Source organism: Streptomyces sp. NPDC002004 (genome assembly GCF_053593975.1).
Genome location: NZ_JBSFDP010000003.1, coordinates 269,214 through 284,201, shown reverse-complemented (window position 1 = coordinate 284,201; position 14,988 = coordinate 269,214). Strand labels below are relative to the sequence as shown.

The 14,988-nt window shown below is 71.2% G+C and carries 12 protein-coding genes and 1 pseudogene; 9 read left to right on the top strand and 4 right to left on the bottom strand.

Features of this window, described 5'->3' with window-relative positions; all coding sequences use genetic code 11:
• Positions 1-253 precede the first annotated feature (253 nt).
• The 5 genes from ACWCP6_RS07225 (at position 254) to ACWCP6_RS07205 (ending at position 5,364) form a co-directional block, all read left to right on the top strand.
• Positions 254-3,217, top strand: coding sequence for a BTAD domain-containing putative transcriptional regulator (locus ACWCP6_RS07225; protein WP_450931365.1), 2,964 nt, complete (start codon positions 254-256; stop codon positions 3,215-3,217).
• 217 nt (positions 3,218-3,434) lie between these two features.
• Positions 3,435-3,638 (top strand): hypothetical protein, encoded by a 204-nt coding sequence (locus ACWCP6_RS07220; RefSeq protein ID WP_450931364.1) that lies wholly within the window; start codon positions 3,435-3,437, stop codon positions 3,636-3,638.
• 308 nt (positions 3,639-3,946) lie between these two features.
• Positions 3,947-4,240 carry a type II toxin-antitoxin system Phd/YefM family antitoxin gene (locus ACWCP6_RS07215; protein ID WP_450931363.1) on the top strand — a complete coding sequence of 98 codons (294 nt, stop codon included), beginning with the start codon at positions 3,947-3,949 and terminating at the stop codon, positions 4,238-4,240.
• On the top strand, positions 4,237-4,494 hold the full coding sequence (locus tag ACWCP6_RS07210) for a Txe/YoeB family addiction module toxin (RefSeq protein WP_450931362.1): 258 nt from the start codon (positions 4,237-4,239) through the stop codon (positions 4,492-4,494). The genes ACWCP6_RS07215 and ACWCP6_RS07210 overlap by 4 nt, the downstream gene beginning before the upstream one ends.
• 579 nt (positions 4,495-5,073) lie before the next feature.
• Positions 5,074-5,364: a hypothetical protein gene (locus tag ACWCP6_RS07205; protein ID WP_450931361.1), complete on the top strand. Its 291-nt coding sequence runs from the start codon at positions 5,074-5,076 to the stop codon at positions 5,362-5,364.
• 105 nt (positions 5,365-5,469) lie between these two features.
• Here the strand turns inward: ACWCP6_RS07205 and ACWCP6_RS07200 are convergent.
• Both ACWCP6_RS07200 and ACWCP6_RS07195 read right to left on the bottom strand, forming a co-directional pair.
• Positions 5,470-5,893: pseudogene (locus tag ACWCP6_RS07200) on the bottom strand (transposase); the annotation flags it as partial.
• 224 nt (positions 5,894-6,117) lie between these two features.
• Positions 6,118-7,770 (bottom strand): FadD3 family acyl-CoA ligase, encoded by a 1,653-nt coding sequence (locus tag ACWCP6_RS07195; RefSeq protein ID WP_450931360.1) that lies wholly within the window; start codon positions 7,768-7,770, stop codon positions 6,118-6,120.
• A 139-nt stretch (positions 7,771-7,909) separates the two neighbouring features.
• On the opposite strand from ACWCP6_RS07195, the gene ACWCP6_RS07190 reads away from it, so the two are divergent.
• The 3 genes from ACWCP6_RS07190 to ACWCP6_RS07180 are packed head-to-tail and all read left to right on the top strand — an operon-like array spanning position 7,910 to position 10,279.
• A complete protein-coding gene (locus tag ACWCP6_RS07190; protein WP_450931359.1) occupies positions 7,910-9,058 on the top strand; it encodes a lipid-transfer protein in 1,149 nt (382 codons plus the stop codon).
• Between the two features lie 25 nt (positions 9,059-9,083).
• Positions 9,084-9,509, top strand: coding sequence for a Zn-ribbon domain-containing OB-fold protein (locus ACWCP6_RS07185; protein ID WP_450931582.1), 426 nt, complete (start codon positions 9,084-9,086; stop codon positions 9,507-9,509).
• Positions 9,506-10,279, top strand: a complete 774-nt coding sequence (locus tag ACWCP6_RS07180) for an enoyl-CoA hydratase/isomerase family protein (RefSeq protein ID WP_450931358.1) — start codon at positions 9,506-9,508, stop codon at positions 10,277-10,279. Before ACWCP6_RS07185 ends, ACWCP6_RS07180 begins: the two co-directional genes overlap by 4 nt.
• 107 nt (positions 10,280-10,386) lie before the next feature.
• Here ACWCP6_RS07180 and ACWCP6_RS07175 read toward each other — a convergent pair whose 3' ends face one another.
• Together ACWCP6_RS07175 and ACWCP6_RS07170 are read right to left on the bottom strand one after the other, a co-directional pair.
• Positions 10,387-12,732, bottom strand: a complete 2,346-nt coding sequence (locus ACWCP6_RS07175; RefSeq protein ID WP_450931357.1) for an outer membrane protein assembly factor BamB family protein — start codon at positions 12,730-12,732, stop codon at positions 10,387-10,389.
• A 341-nt stretch (positions 12,733-13,073) separates the two neighbouring features.
• On the bottom strand, positions 13,074-13,847 hold the full coding sequence (locus ACWCP6_RS07170; protein ID WP_450931356.1) for a VOC family protein: 774 nt from the start codon (positions 13,845-13,847) through the stop codon (positions 13,074-13,076).
• 490 nt (positions 13,848-14,337) lie between these two features.
• Here ACWCP6_RS07170 and ACWCP6_RS07165 point away from each other — a divergent pair, with 490 nt between their 5' ends.
• Positions 14,338-14,985: a TetR family transcriptional regulator gene (locus ACWCP6_RS07165; RefSeq protein WP_450931355.1), complete on the top strand. Its 648-nt coding sequence runs from the start codon at positions 14,338-14,340 to the stop codon at positions 14,983-14,985.
• Positions 14,986-14,988: the final 3 nt, after the last annotated feature.

Genomic DNA, 14,988 nt, shown 5'->3' with positions numbered 1-14,988 from the left:
GTGGGGGGACGTTGTGAGAGCTGTCTCCCACGGCTGACGCATCCGCCATGAACAAGGCAAACTGACGGGGAGCGGACCGATGGGTGCGTCGGACGAGAGAAAGGACCAACGGCGCAGGCGAACCGCCCGGGCACACGGCCCGGACGCACCGCCGACGCCTACGCATCACATGGACGACGCGCACGTACAAGAACGCCTCACCAGTACGGCCTTCACGAGTGCAGCCTTCACGGGCACGGCAGGGGGGACAGCGATGGACGGTGTGCCGCGAGTGCCGGAGCAGCGACTTCCGGCCCCGGGACACGACGCGGAAGGGCCGGGCCTGCGTTTCAGCGTGCTCGGCCCGGTGCGCGCCTGGCGCGGTTCGGAAGCTCTGTCCATGGGGTCCCCGCAGCAGCGCGCGCTGCTGGCGGCGCTGCTGATGCGCGACGGGCGCACGGCGACGGCGGCACAGCTCATCGACGCGCTGTGGGGCGACGAGCCCCCTTCGCAGGCCCTCGCCGCGGTCCGCACCTACGCGTCGCGGCTGCGCAAGGTGCTGGACCCGGGCGTCCTGGTCAGCGAGGCCGGCGGCTACGCGATCCGGGCGCTCGGCGACGCCCTCGCGCTCGACCTGGCTCGCGCCGAGGAACTGCACGGCGAGGCCGAGAAGGCCCGCGGCTCCGGCGACCTGTGCCACGCCCGCGGCCTGCTCAACCAGGCCCTGGACCTGTGGGACGGCGAACCGCTCGCGAACATCCCCGGACCGTACGCCGAGACCCAGCGCACGCGCCTGGAGGAATGGCGCCTGCAACTGCTCGAGTCCCGGCTCGACATGGACCTGGAACAGGGCGCCCACGCGGAGGCGGTGTCGGAGCTGACCGCGCTGACCGCGGCGCACCCGCTGCGGGAGCGCCTGCGCGAGCTGCTGATGCTCGCCCTGTACCGCTCGGGCCGTCAGGCGGAGGCACTGGCGGTGTACGCGGACACGCGCCGGCTGCTGGCTGACGAACTGGGCGTCGACCCGCGCGCGGGCCTCAAGGAGCTCCAGCAGCGCATCCTCCAGGCGGACCCGGCTCTCGCGGAGCCTTCGGCCCCGCCGGCCGAGGCGCCCTCCGCGCCGGTGCGCCCGGCCCAGCTTCCGGCGACGGTCCCGGACTTCACGGGCCGCGCCTCCCTCGTCGCCGAGCTCAGCAACGTGCTCGGGGCGGCGGAGGGCCGTGTCATGGCCGTCTCGGCGCTCGCGGGGATCGGCGGCGTCGGCAAGACGACCCTCGCCGTCCATGTGGCGCACATGGCCCGGCCCCACTTCCCCGACGGCCAGCTGTACGTGGACCTCCAGGGCGCGGGCGCGCGGGCGGCGGAGCCCGAGACGGTCCTCGGCGCGTTCCTGCGGGCGCTGGGCACCGCCGACCCCGCCATCCCCGACTCCCTGGAGGAGCGGGCGGCCCTGTACCGGTCCGTCCTGGACGGTCGGCGCGTCCTCGTCCTGCTGGACAACGCCCGGGACGCGGCCCAGGTGCGGCCGCTGCTGCCCGGCACGGAGGGCTGCGCCGCGCTCGTGACCAGCCGGGTCCGCATGGTCGACCTGGCAGGGGCCCACCTGGTGGACCTGGACGTCATGTCCCCGGAGGAGGCCCTTCAGCTCTTCACCCGGATCGTCGGCGAGGAGCGGGTCGCCTCCGAGCGCGAGGCGGCGCTGGACGTGGTGGCCGCCTGCGGCTTCCTCCCCCTGGCGATCCGCATCGCCGCGTCCCGCCTGGCGGCGCGCCGCACCTGGACCGTCTCGGTCCTGGCCGCCAAGCTGGCCGACGAGCGGCGCCGCCTGGACGAGCTCCAGGCGGGCGACCTGGCCGTCAAGGCCACCTTCGAACTCGGCTACGGACAGCTGGAGCCGGCACAGGCCCGCGCCTTCCGGCTCCTGGGTCTGGCCGACGGCCCCGACATCTCCCTCGCCGCCGCGGCCGCCGTCCTGGACCTTCCGCCGGAGGACACCGAGGACCTGCTGGAGTGCCTGGTCGACACGTCCCTGCTCGAATCCGCGGCACCCGGGCGCTACCGCTTGCACGACCTGGTCCGCCTCTACGCCCGGGCGTGCGCCGAGCGCGACGAACACCCCCCGAGCGAGCGCGAGGCCGCGATGTCGCGGCTGCTGGACTTCTACCTGGCCACGGCAGCGGGCGTGTACGCGATCGAACGGCCCGGGGACCGCCTGGTCGACCACCTGGAGCACGTGTCGTACCCGGGCATTACGTTCACGGACCGGCACGAGGCGCAGGACTGGCTCTATGCGGAGGCGAACTGCCTGTTGGCCTGCGTGCGTCAGTCTGCTTCCCTGGCGTCCACTCTGCCCCGCTCGGTGGACCTCCTGTGGGCGACGCTCGACCTCAGTGAGTCCGGCGCCAACTCGAAGGAGTACGAGGCCACCGCGAAGGCGGTGCTGGAGGCGTCGGACGTGCTCGACGAGGTCCGGGCCAAGGCGCGCGCCCTCATGACACTGGTCAACGTGCACCATGTCTCCGGCCGTTTCGACATGGCCGATCGGGAGGCCGAACGTGCCATAAGGCTCGCGCAGGAGGCCGACGACCTGCTCCCCGGCTGCTGGGCCCACAATGCACGCGGCATCATCGCGCTGTACCAGAATCGGCACGCGGACGGCGAGGAACACCTCTCCCTGGCCATCGAGAACTTCCGCACCGTCGCGGACCAGCCCGGCGAGGCCGCCGCGCTGTGCAACCTCTCCCGCATCCATCTGGCGACAGGGCGCACGGCGAGCGCGGTCGCCCTGGCTCAGCAGGGCATCGACATCTACGACGCGATGGGACAGTCCATGCGTGGGGCGAACGGCCGCTACGCCCTGAGTCTCGCGCTGACCCAGAGCGGGCAACTCCAGGCGGCCAGCGACCGGTTGCACGAGGCCCTGGACGTGTTCCGGGACAGTCGACAGCGATTGTGGGAAGGAATGACGCTGTTCCGCCTCGCCGAGGTCGACCTCGCGGCCCGTCGCCCGGCGCAGGCAGCGGGCAACGCCGAGATGGCGCTGACCGTGTTGCGCGGCATCGGTGGCGAATGGCGGCGCGGTAATGTTCTCACCGTTCTCGGCCGCTCTCTCTCCAGCCTCGGTCAGACCGGCCGGGCGCACGTCTGCTGGCAGGAAGCGGCAGGAATCTATGAGGAGTTGGGCTCCCCGGAGGCGGCCGACGTGCGGCTTCTCCTGGCGCCGACGCAGGCCGCCTGAGCCCGGATCGGACGTTCATCGTTCGTTTATCGCGACCCGGCATTCTCTTTCTTGGTCGATTCGTCGCGTCGGGGGGCAGGCGGGTCACCACAGTGGGCCCCACAGCTGCGAGCTAGTGTGAGCGGCCCAGAAGGATCCGTCCGGACACCCTCGGGGGAGTGGCCGGGCGGATCTTTCCAGCCCTTACCAAGCCACACTCAAGGGGAGTTGACGAGCCATGGGTGACAAGAAGACCACCAAGCCCACCATCAAGCCGCTCGACATGCACGCCACCGTCGCGGCGGACGGGGGTATGAGCCCCCAGGACATGCACGCCACGGGCGAGGAGGTCGCGCCGCAGGACATGCACGCCACGGACGAGCCCGTCGTCACGAAGGACATGCACGCCACGTCGGAGCCTTTCAAACCGACGAAGAACTGAGCCAGCACCCACGGGGGATCGGCCGCGGCGGCGCGGAGGGGGAGCCGTCGCGGCCGATGTGCGTCGGGGGACGCCGTAAGGCATGCAGGGCCGGGCAGATACCCGGCCCCGCGGTCGTATTCGCGGGAACGCCTGCCGGGTCGGACCCTCTCCGGGCCGCCCGGAACCACTCCTGCGTCGCCCCGACGGACAGCGAGGTGAGTGGCGTGACGCCGCGCGCACGGGACCGGCGCTTCAGAGGCCCACTCGCCACAAGAGTGGTACCGTAATCCCGTACCACTCCCTCGGAGTCCTTGCTCGGAGTAATCATGTCGATAACCGCCAGTGAGGCACGCAAGCGCCTGTTCCCCCTTATCGAGCAGGTCAACGACGACCGCGAGCCAGTGGTGATCACGTCGCGCAACGGCAACGCGGTCCTGATGTCCGAGGACGACTTCAACGCCTGGCAGGAGACGATCTACCTCCTGCGATCCCCGGCGAACGCCCAGCGACTGATGGGTGCCGTCTCCGACATCCGCCAGGGCGCGAACCTCATCACGAAGACCGAGGACGACCTGGGCCGGCTCGGGCACGACAGTACGGAAACGGCAGGCCCTGCGTGAGGAAGCTGGTATTCCACGCCCAGGCCTGGGACGACCTGACGCACTGGGCCTTCACCGACAAGAAGATGTTCAAGCGTCTGGTGCGGCTCATCGAAGAAGCGCAGCGTGATCCGTTCGCCGGAATCGGGAAGCCGGAGCCGCTGAAAGGCGACCTCGCCGGCTTCTGGTCCCGTCGGATCGACGACGAACACCGACTCGTTTACGGCGTGACGGCGGACGAGATCATCATCGCCCAGGCCCGCTACCACTACTGACCGAGCCCGCTCCGCCCCCGCAGCTCCCCCTTCCCCACCTTCCCCGTCGCGTTCCGCGGGGGTTCGGGGACGAAGGTGACCTCCCTCGGCACCTTGTAGTTCGCCATTTCGCGGCGGGACCAGGCGATGCCTGACCACCCGCCGCAGAACGAGCAGCAGATTCTCCACGTCCGCTGGCCATCTGAACCGATTGAAGTCGAAGATCCGGTTATCAATGCGCGAATGATTGAGCGACCTGGTGTCAATTGATGTGCGATTGGGCAAAGTGACTGCCCCACCCCTCCTCGATAGCCGAGGCGCCGCACATGCCCGTCGCCAGTATCCATATCCCGCCAATCCCTGACGTCTCATTGACGCCACCTGTCATGTTCCTGCAATGTGCTTGAGGTATACGAGCGCTTCCGTATGACGAACGGGGAGCTAGTGACCATGCGCCGATTCACACGCGCCGCCGCGCTAGCAACTGCAGCCACCGGGACCCTGCTGCTCGCCTCGAGTCCAGCGAGCGCAGCAACTCTGCCGCCCTCCCAGCACGTTATGCCGGACGGCAGCGTCGCACCTCCCGACACCTGGCACTGCGTGGCAAACAGCACGACCCAAGACAATGGAGCCAGCGCCTGCTTCATTCCGCATGGCGATCAGTTAGTCGTCTGCGATCTGAGGGCCGACGGCCGTCACCCCGGTGTCTACTACAAGGTCTACGGGCAGTGGTACGACAGCGACGCCGCCGTCGCAGGACCCTTGCCCGACTGCTGGATTCTCAATCTCGACCTCGCAGAGTCCGCTCAGATCGCCTTTTTCGCAGCAAATTGGGACAAGGGCACTCTGAAGAGTGTGGGCGACACAGCCAGCGCCTGGGCCAACAGTTGAAGCACCTGTCGCAGAGGCCACCCTGGCACGAAGCCGCAAGGGTGGCCTCTGCGCAGGTGCAATCCATCGGCCTCTTTGTCAGGTCAGACCCCGGTTTCGTTGCGCTCTGCCCCTGCGGCGAGGGCTAGGTTGTGCATGTGTGCGACCGGCGTTGTTGTAGGCGCCGTCGCCCAGCACGGTCACGCCGTCGCACTGCTCGGCCATACCAGAGTCCCGCCAGGCCTTCGCATCACCGGTGGTGCCGGGTACCGGCCTGGCCGCCGCGACCACGAGTTTGGTGTCGGCGTCGATGATGGCCTGCCCACGTGCCGAGAACCGGTAGTTACGCGAGGAAGCCCCGGCCTTGCGGTCGCGGACCAGAATCAGGGTGCCGCCCACAATCCGCAGCCGCTGGACGACCTGGCACACCGTCACTGGGGCCATCGCCACCCCGTTCGCGCACCACGCGTAACAAGCCCTCGAACCGCCGCATCCGCAGGCCGGTGAACGTCTCCACCCACAGCGGCTCAGCCCTCAACACCCCACGTATGCAAAGGCAATGCCCTGACCCTGGCCATCTGCAACACGCTTTGGCTGGCGGTGGGAGTACGACCCGAACGAAGAACACGTCATCGGAGGTCCCTCACCAAGGCGCCGGTGAGGGAGTCCAGACCGCCTACGTACCCGGTGGGATGTTCCTCTACCTCACCGTCGCGCGGCACGAGTGCGTGTACGTCCTCCAGGTGACCACCTGGCCCGTATGAGCCCGCGCGGCTAGCGCGTCGCGCGGTCCCGCAGCTCCCCCTTCACCACCTTCCCGCTCGCGTTCCGCGGGAGTTCGGGGACGAAGGTGACCTCCCTCGGCACCTTGTAGTTCGCCATTTCGCGGCGGGACCAGGCGATGAGGTCGTCGGCGGTGAGTGTCGTGCTGGGGCGGCGCACCACGAAGGCCCTGCCGACCTCGCCGAGGCGGGGGTCGGGGATGCCGATGACGGCGACGTCGGCGACGTCGGGGTGGAGGCCGAGGAGCTGTTCGATCTCGGCGGGGTAGGCGTTGAATCCGCCGACGATGAACATGTCCTTGATCCGGTCGGTGATGCGGAGGTTGCCGGCCTCGTCCAGGACGCCGACGTCGCCGGTGCGGAGCCGGCCGTCGGGGGTGATCGCCTTCGCCGTCTCCTCCGGGTCCTCGTAGTAGGACCGCATGACGTTGAAGCCCCGGACCAGGACCTCACCGGGCGTGCCGGGCGGCGCCGGTTCGCCGGTGGCGGTGACCACGGTGACCTCCGTGCCGGGTATCGCCCGTCCCGACGTCGCCGCGACCGTCTCGGGTGGGTCGCCCCGGCGGCACATCGTGACGATGCCGCTCGCCTCCGACAGCCCGTACGCGGTGAGGACGGTGTCCACGCTCAGCTCGGCGCGCAGGCGTTCCACCAGGCGCAGCGGGACCACGGCGGCGCCGGTGACCACGAGGCGCAGCGCCGACAGGTCGTGCGTGGAGCGGGCCGGGTGGTCGAGGAGCGACTGGTGGAGGGTGGGCGGGCCGGGGAGGACCGAGATGCGTTCGGCCGCGATGTTCGCGAGCACCGTGTCCACGTCGAAGACGGGCTGCGGAACCATCGTCGCCCCGCGCATCAGGCACGCGACGATGCCGGCCTTGTAGCCGAAGGTGTGGAAGAACGGGTTCACGATGAGGTAGCGGTCCCCCTCCCGCAGCCCCGCCAGGTCGCTCCATACCGCGTAGCCCCGCAGCGTCTGTGCGTGCGTGATCACCACGCCCTTGGGGCGGCCCGTCGTGCCCGAGGTGAAGACGATGTCCGAGGGGTGCCCGCCGTCGACCGCGTCCGCCCTCGCCCGTGTCTCCTGCGGGGTCACCCCGTCGCCGGCCGTCAGGAAGTCCTTCCAGGTGCGGAACTCGGCGGGGGCGTCGTCCGCCAGGACCACCACCTGTTCGAGGTGCGGGAGGGCCGGGAGCGGCCCGTCGCCGGGTCCCTCCGCGGTGGCGCGGCGCAGGGACGCCACGTAGGAGGTGCCCAGGAAGGTGCCCGTGACGAAGAGCAGGCGCGCCCGGCTGCGGGACAGGACGTACGCCGCCTCCGCTCCCTTGAAGCGGGTGTTCAGCGGCACCAGGACCGCGCCCGCGCTCACCGCGCCCAGGGCGGAGACGATCCAGTCCAGGGTGTTGGGTGCCCAGACCGCGACCCGGTCGCCGGGGCGGATCCCGGTGGCGATGCAGGCCGCCGCCGCCCGCTCGACCCGCTCGCCCAGTTCGGCGTACGAGATCCGGGTACGGCCGTCGACGACGGCCTCACGGGGCCCGTACCGCTCGGCGGCGGCGCGGACCAGCCGCGGGATGCTCCCCCACTCCAGGTCTCCGCGCGGCCCCCCGTCCGCGACCACGACCTCTCCTGCGCCCTCACCGTCCATGGCAGACCTCCCCGGTGCATCCGCCGGCGCCCCGTCACCGCCGTAGCTGACTATCCGTCAGATTAGCTGTAGCCTGACGCGCTGTCAGCCGTTCGGACTGGCGGGCGCACGGCCCCGCACGGACCCACGGAGGTGCTCAGTGGCGACACTCAAGGACGCTACGGCGATCGTCGGCATAGGACAGACCGCCTTCGCCAAACGGCTTCCCGAGTCCGAGAGGACGCTCGCCTGCCGGGCCGTCCTCGCCGCTCTCGACGACGCGGGGATCGCGCCGTCCGAGGTCGACGGGTTCGCCTCGTACACCATGGAGGAGACCGACGAGGTCGAGGTCGCGAAGGCGATCGGCGCCGGGGACGTCACCTTCTTCAGCAAGGTCGGGTACGGCGGCGGCGGGTCCTGCGCCACCGTCGCCCACCTCGCCGCCGCGGTCGCCACCGGACAGGCCACCGTCGGCGTGGCCTGGCGCTCGCGCAAACGCGGCAGCGGGCCACGGCCCTGGACCAACACCGCGGTCCAGCTGCCGACGCCCGCGCAGTGGACCCGGCCGTTCGGGCTGCTGCGCCCCGCCGACGAGATCGCGATGCTGGCGCGACGCTACATGCACGAGTACGGCGCGACCCGCGACCACCTCTTCAACGTGGCGCTCGCCTGCCGGAACCGGGCGAACCAGAACCCCGCCGCGATGATGTACGAGCGCCCGCTGACCCGCGAGATGTACATGACGGCACGCTGGATCAGCGAACCCCTCTGCCTCTTCGACAACTGCCTGGAGACGGACGGCGCCCTCGCCTGCGTGATCGTCTCCGCCGAGCGTGCACGAGACTGCCGGCGCAGGCCCGTGTACGTCCACTCGGCCGCCCAGGGCCTGCCCTCCCAGCACCACGGCATGGTCAACTACTGGAACGACGACCCGCTGACCGGACCCGCCTGGACCGCGGCCCGACACCTGTGGAAGCAGGCCGACTTCGGGCCGCAGGACGTCGATGTCGCCCAGATCTACGACGCGTTCACCCCCCTGATCCCGCTGTCACTGGAGGGGTACGGCTTCTGCGGACGCGGGGAGGGCGGCGCCTTCACGGAGGGCGGCGCCCTGGAGATCGGGGGGCGACTGCCCCTCAACACGGCGGGCGGCGGACTCAGCGAGGCCTATGTCCATGGATTCAACCTCATCACCGAGGGCGTCAAGCAGCTGCGCGGCACCTCCACCGCGCAGGTGCCGGACGCGGCGACCTGCCTGGTCACCGCGGGAGAAGGGGTTCCCACGTCGGCCGTACTGCTGAGGAGCTGAGATGAGGACCACCACGGACGCCGGGCTGCTGCTGCCGGTCGCCGACGACGACGGGGCGCCGTTCTGGGAGTACACCGCCCGGGGCGAGCTGCGCGTGCAGGCCTGCGCCGACTGCGGCGAGCTGCGGTTCCCGCCGCGGCCGTGCTGCCCGCACTGCCAGTCGTTCGCCGTGGAATGGCGGCGGACGAGCGGGCGGGGGCGGATCTGGTCGTACGTCGTTCCGCATCCGCCGCTGCTGCCCGCCTACGCCGAGCACGCCCCGTACAACGCCGTCCTCGTGGAGCTCGCCGAGGCCCCGCGCATCCGCCTCGTCGGCAATGTCGTCGCCGGGGCCGGCGCGCCGCTGGACTCGGTGCCGCCGGAGCGGCTGCGCATCGGGGCCAGGGTGCAGGTCGTCTTCGCCGACGTGGGCGGGGTCGCGGTCCCGCGCTGGGTCCTGGAGCGCCCATGACGCTGCGGGTCGAACGGGACAAGGACACCGGCGTCGCCGTCGTCACGCTGGACCGCGAGGAGAAGCACAACGCCGTCGACCTGGAGACGGCCGCTCAACTGACGCGAGTATGGAGGGAGTTCCGCTTCGACGACGACGTGCGGGCGGTCGTCCTCACGGGGGCGGGCAGCAAGGCCTTCTGCACCGGCATCGACCGCTCCGCCGACGTGCCCCAGCCCTCGTCGCCGTACTCGGTCGACGATCCGCTGCTGACCGCCGGGCCGAAGGCCAACGACCTGTGGAAGCCGGTGATCGCCGCCGTCAACGGCATGGCCTGCGGCGGCGCCTTCTATCTGCTCGGCGAGGCGGAGTTCGTGGTGGCCGACGAGACGGCGACGTTCTTCGACCCGCACACGTCGTACGGCATGGTCAGCGCGTACGAGGCGATGGCGATGGCGCAGCGGATGCCGTACGGCGAGGTGGCGCGGATGGCGCTGATGGGGACGGCCGAACGGATCTCCGCACAGCGCGCCCACACCATCGGGCTCGTGTCCGAACTCTGCGAGCCCGGGCGGTCGTTGGACCGGGCACGGGAGTGCGCCGAGGTCATCGCCTCGTATCCGGCCGAGGCGGTGCAGGGCACCGTGCGCGCGGTGTGGGCGGCGAAGGAGGCGGCGCGCGCCCAGGCGTTCACGCTCGCACCGCACCTCATCGCCCTCGGCAACCTGCCGCCGTCCCGACAGACGGGACTCTTCGCGGAGCGGCGCCGGGGCGGGTACCGGCTGCGGTAGCGGATCCGGGACACCCGGGGCCCGCGGCCGCTCGCCGCCTGCCCGGGCGGGGGTCGCGGCGGGGAGGAGGTCGCGACGGAACGGGCAGGACACCCCCAGGCGCGCCGTCAGGCGCGGGAGGTGCCGGTGCCCTTCTCCGCGTCCAGCGCGTACACGCACCGGTCCTTGCTGCACGCGTACACGACCCCCGCCTTCACCACCGGCGCACCGGTGATCTCGCCGCCGGTGGCGAGCTTCCAGCGCAGCCGCCCGTCGTCGGACTTCAGCGTGTACAGCAGATGGTCCGTGGAGCCGAAGTGGATGCGCCCCTCGGCGACCACGGGCGACCCGACGATGTCGCCGCCCGCCTGGAACCGCCACTGCGGCGTGCCGGTGACCGCGTCCAGGGTGTAGAGGCCCTTGCCGCTGCCCACGTGGACGTGACCGCCGGTGACGAGGACCGGTTCGACCGAGGCGCGGGCCTCGGTCGCGATACGCCAGCGGTCGCGGCCGTCGGTGGCGTCGAGGGCGTACACCGTGCCGAGGTAGTCGGCGAGGTAGACGCCGCCGCCGGTCACCGCAGGCCCTGGCGCGAAGGCGGGCGGGCAGAGGAACACCGCGGGCGCCTCGAAGTGCCAGCGGACATGACCGCTCGCCACGTCGATCGCGAGGGCACGGGTACCGGCGACGACGTAGACGTATCCGTCCGGCGCCTGCGTCAGCCGTACCGGTACCCCGCCGCAGGAGGCGGCGTCCCCGATCGGGTACGACCAGCGCTCGTCGCCGGTGCGCGCCTCCAGCGCGCGCAGCCGGGCGTCCTTCCAGACGTACACGGTGCCGTCGTGGATGACGGGCCCGGCCTCCGGCGCCTCGAAGTCGGTCTGGGCTCCGGTGATCTCCCACAGCTGCTGGCCGCCGGAGGCCTCCCAGGCCTGGACGCCGCCGCCGCGCGTGGCGGTGACGACGGTGCCGTGGTCGGCGCGCAGCGAGTAGATCCAGCCGTCGGAGGGCAGCCGCCACAGGTCGGAGCCCTCGCGGGCGTCCAGCGCGACGAGCGTGGGCCCGTCGGACGCGTGGATACGCCCGTCGGACACCGCCATCGACCAGGCCACGTCCCGGGTCTTGAAGCGCCGCCGCCCGGTCGCCACGTCCAGCGCATGCACCTCGAAGGAGGTGACGTAGACGAGGTCGTCGGCGACGACGGGGGTGCCCCACACCTCGTTGGACATCCGGAAGCGCCACGGCCGCCAGCCGGACGGGGTGTCCGGGGTCTGCACCGGTGCCACGGGCGCGGCGGCCACGGGGTCGGCGCCGTTGACGGACGGCTTCGAGCGCGTCCAGGTCGCGGCGAGGCCCGCCTCCGGGGGCGCGGCCCGCACGGCGGCAGCGCGTGCGTCGGCCACCCGCGGGCCGGGCCCGATCGGCACCTTCGCCCCGGCCAGCCGCACCGGACCGGAGTCCGGGGACGGGGTGGCCACGGGGACGGACGGCGCATGCGACGGGGGCGGGGGGACGGCGGGCGCGGCGCCCCGGCCGCCTCCCGAGGCGCCCGGCCCGGTGGCAGGGGCGGCGGGCGCTCGTCCGCCCCGCCGTGCCTCGATCAGCGCGACGGAGCTCTCCGGCAGCCAGGCGGAGGCCGTGCCGCTGTCGTCCGAGCCGGATGCGAACAGGTGCGGCGCGAGCTGCGCCTGGAGGTCGGCGGGGCTGGGCCTGCCGGTCGCCTCCATCTGCATGCAGGACTCGATCAGCGGACGCAGCTCGTCGGGCAGGCCTTCCAGGTCGGGGCCTTCCCTGAGCAGCATGAACACCGTCTCGACCGGGTTCGCGCCGTGGAAGGGCGCATGCCCGGTGGCGGCGAACACCAGCGTCGAACCGAGCGAGAAGACATCGCTCGCGCCGGTCACGCTGCGCGAGTCCTTCGCCTGCTCCGGCGACATGTACGCGGGCGTGCCGACGGCGACGTTGGTCATCGTCAGCCGGGTGTTCGAGACACCGGACGCGATACCGAAGTCGATGACGCGGGGTCCGTCCTCCACCACGAGGACGTTCGACGGCTTGAGGTCGCGGTGCACGAGACCGGCGCCGTGGATGGACTGGAGGGCCTCGGCGACACCCGCCGCGAGCCAGCGCACCGCCTGGGCCGGGAGCGGCCCGCACTCGTTCACTATCTCTTCGAGCGAGGGGGCCGGGACGTACGCCGTGGCCAGCCACGGGACGGCCGCGCGCGGGTCGGCGTCGACGACGGCCGCGGTGTAGAAGCCGGACACGGCCCGTGCGGCCTCCACCTCACGGGTGAAGCGGACACGGAACAGCTGGTCCTCGGCGAGTTCGGTCCTGACCGTCTTGATCGCCACTCGCCGCCCGGATGCCGAGCGGGCGAGATAGACGAGCCCCATGCCGCCGGCACCCAGCCTGCCCAGCACTTCGAAGGGTCCGATCCGCCTCGGATCGTGCTGCGTCAGCTGACCCACCACTTGCCTGCCACCTCCCCGTACGAGCCGCGCAAAGACGTGAGGAAACGCGGCCCCGTGCAGCGTCTCACCACCGAACCGCTCAGGCGGCACGCACCCCAGATTCTTCCTGTCCCGGGCCCCGCTTGCGAACCGGGGGCCGGATCGGGGTGTCTCGGGACAAATCCCTCGCACCCCGAAGGTTCATTACTCAACTACGCGCCCCCGCGGGAGCTGTCTCACTCCAATGAGCCCCCGCACGGTCCGATGAGCCGCCGGAACGACCCCGGAGAGCCGCCCGCACCGCCGGGGAGCCGGCTCACCCGCCCGGAGAGCCGCCTGCGCCACCCCGGCCGGAAGCAGCCTCACCGCTCAAGGACGGCGAACGACGCCCCTTGGTTGTCCGAGACGACCGCCATCCGCCCGTCCGGGATGCCGAAGACCGGCACCTGGACCCGGCCGCCCAGCTCCCTGATGTCGGCCACGGCGGCATCACAGTCCCGTACGGCGAAGCAGACGACGAAATGGGCCGGCATCTCGGCGGGAAAGGTCCCGGCGACGAGGCTGCGTCCGCCGATCGCCGTATGCGGCCCGGGCTCGGCGTCCGAGGGCGACCAGGTGCGGAAGTCGACCCCGGCCGTCGCGAGGTCGACGCTCCGGTAGCCGAAGACCTCCTCGTAGAAGGGGTCCACGACCTCCGGGTCGTGCGAGTAGACGCCGGTCCAGCAGAAGGTGCCGGGCTCGCGCTGCTTCTCGAACCCCTGGTGCGTACCGCCCTGCCAGAGCCCGAAGACCGCGCCCTCGGGGTCGGCGGCCAGGGCCATCGTGCCGAAGGCACCCACGGAGAGGGGCCCGGTGATCAGCCGGCCGCCCGCGTCGCGGATCCTCGCGGCGAGTGCGTGGACGTCCGGGGTCGCGAGGTAGACCGTCCACACGGTGGGCATACGGCCGTCCCGTTTAGGGACGAGGGCGGCCACGCGGTCGCCGCCGCTGTAGGCCTGGGTGTAATTGCCGTACTCGGCGCCCGCCCCCTGATCGAAGGTCCACCCGAACAGCTCGCCGTAGAAGCGCTTGCCCGCCTCCACGTCGGGGAGCATCGCGTCGACCCAGCAGGGGACACCTTCCGCGAACGTGGCCATCGGCCAGCACCTTCCCGTGCGAGAGTGACGACCGTCACAGCCGGACGGCTGCCATGGGACGGCGCCCGTCACAGTCAAGCTAACCGGGTTCCCGTGGGCCCGCAGGGCATCGATTCGAACACGTGAGTTATCCACCGAAGATATCCACAGGCTGTTGATAACGTTGGGAGCAGGCACGGTGCGCGTACGCCGGCGCACACGGAGTCCCCGGAGGAGTCCGGCGCACGTCCCCGGAGGGTCGTGACGGAGGCCGGATGGTGTCCGTACGGAGCTCCGGGGGAGCGAGGCGCCCGCCCCCCGGCAGCGGCGCGCCCGGGAGGGCGGAACCTTCGAACAGCGCCCCCGGGCCGTCCCCCGAGGCCCGCCGAAGGCCTCCGGAAGCCGCTTGGAAAGACCCTCCGGGGGCCGCCGCGGACAGGCCCCACAGGGGGGCAACCCCATTTGCAGTCGGCCGAATCGCGCTCCGATCACCCCTCGGTAAGCTGACGGCATGACAGGACAAGTACGTACCGTCGACGGCCGCGTGGCCGGGCGGCGTGGTCAGGCGACGCGTCAGAAGCTCCTCGAATGCCTCGGCGAGATGCTCAGCTCCTCGCCCTACCGGGATGTCAAGGTCATCGACGTGGCCCGGAAGGCGGGCACGTCACCGGCGACGTTCTACCAGTACTTCCCCGACGTCGAAGGCGCCGTCCTGGAGCTGGCCGAGCAAATGGCCGCCGAGGGCGCCGGGTTGACCCAGTTGCTGGCGGGGCGGTCCTGGGTCGGCAAGGCCGGGTGGCAGACCGCCCAGGAGCTCGTCGACGGATTCCTCGACTTCTGGCGCAGGAACGACGCGATTCTGCGGGTCGTGGATCTCGGCGCGGCCGAGGGCGACAAGCGCTTCTACAAGATCCGTATGAAGATCCTCAACTCCGTGAACAACTCTCTTGTCGACACGATCAAGGAGCTTCAGGCCAAGGGCAGGGTCGACAAGGACGTGAGCCCGGCGGCGGTCGCCGGGTCCCTGGTCGCCATGCTCGCCGCCGTCGCCGCGCACCAGAAGGGGTTCCAGACCTGGGGCGTCAAGCAGGCCGAACTCAAGCCGAGCCTGGCGCAGTTGGTCCATCTGGGCGTGACCGGAAAGAAGCCCACGAAGTAAGTC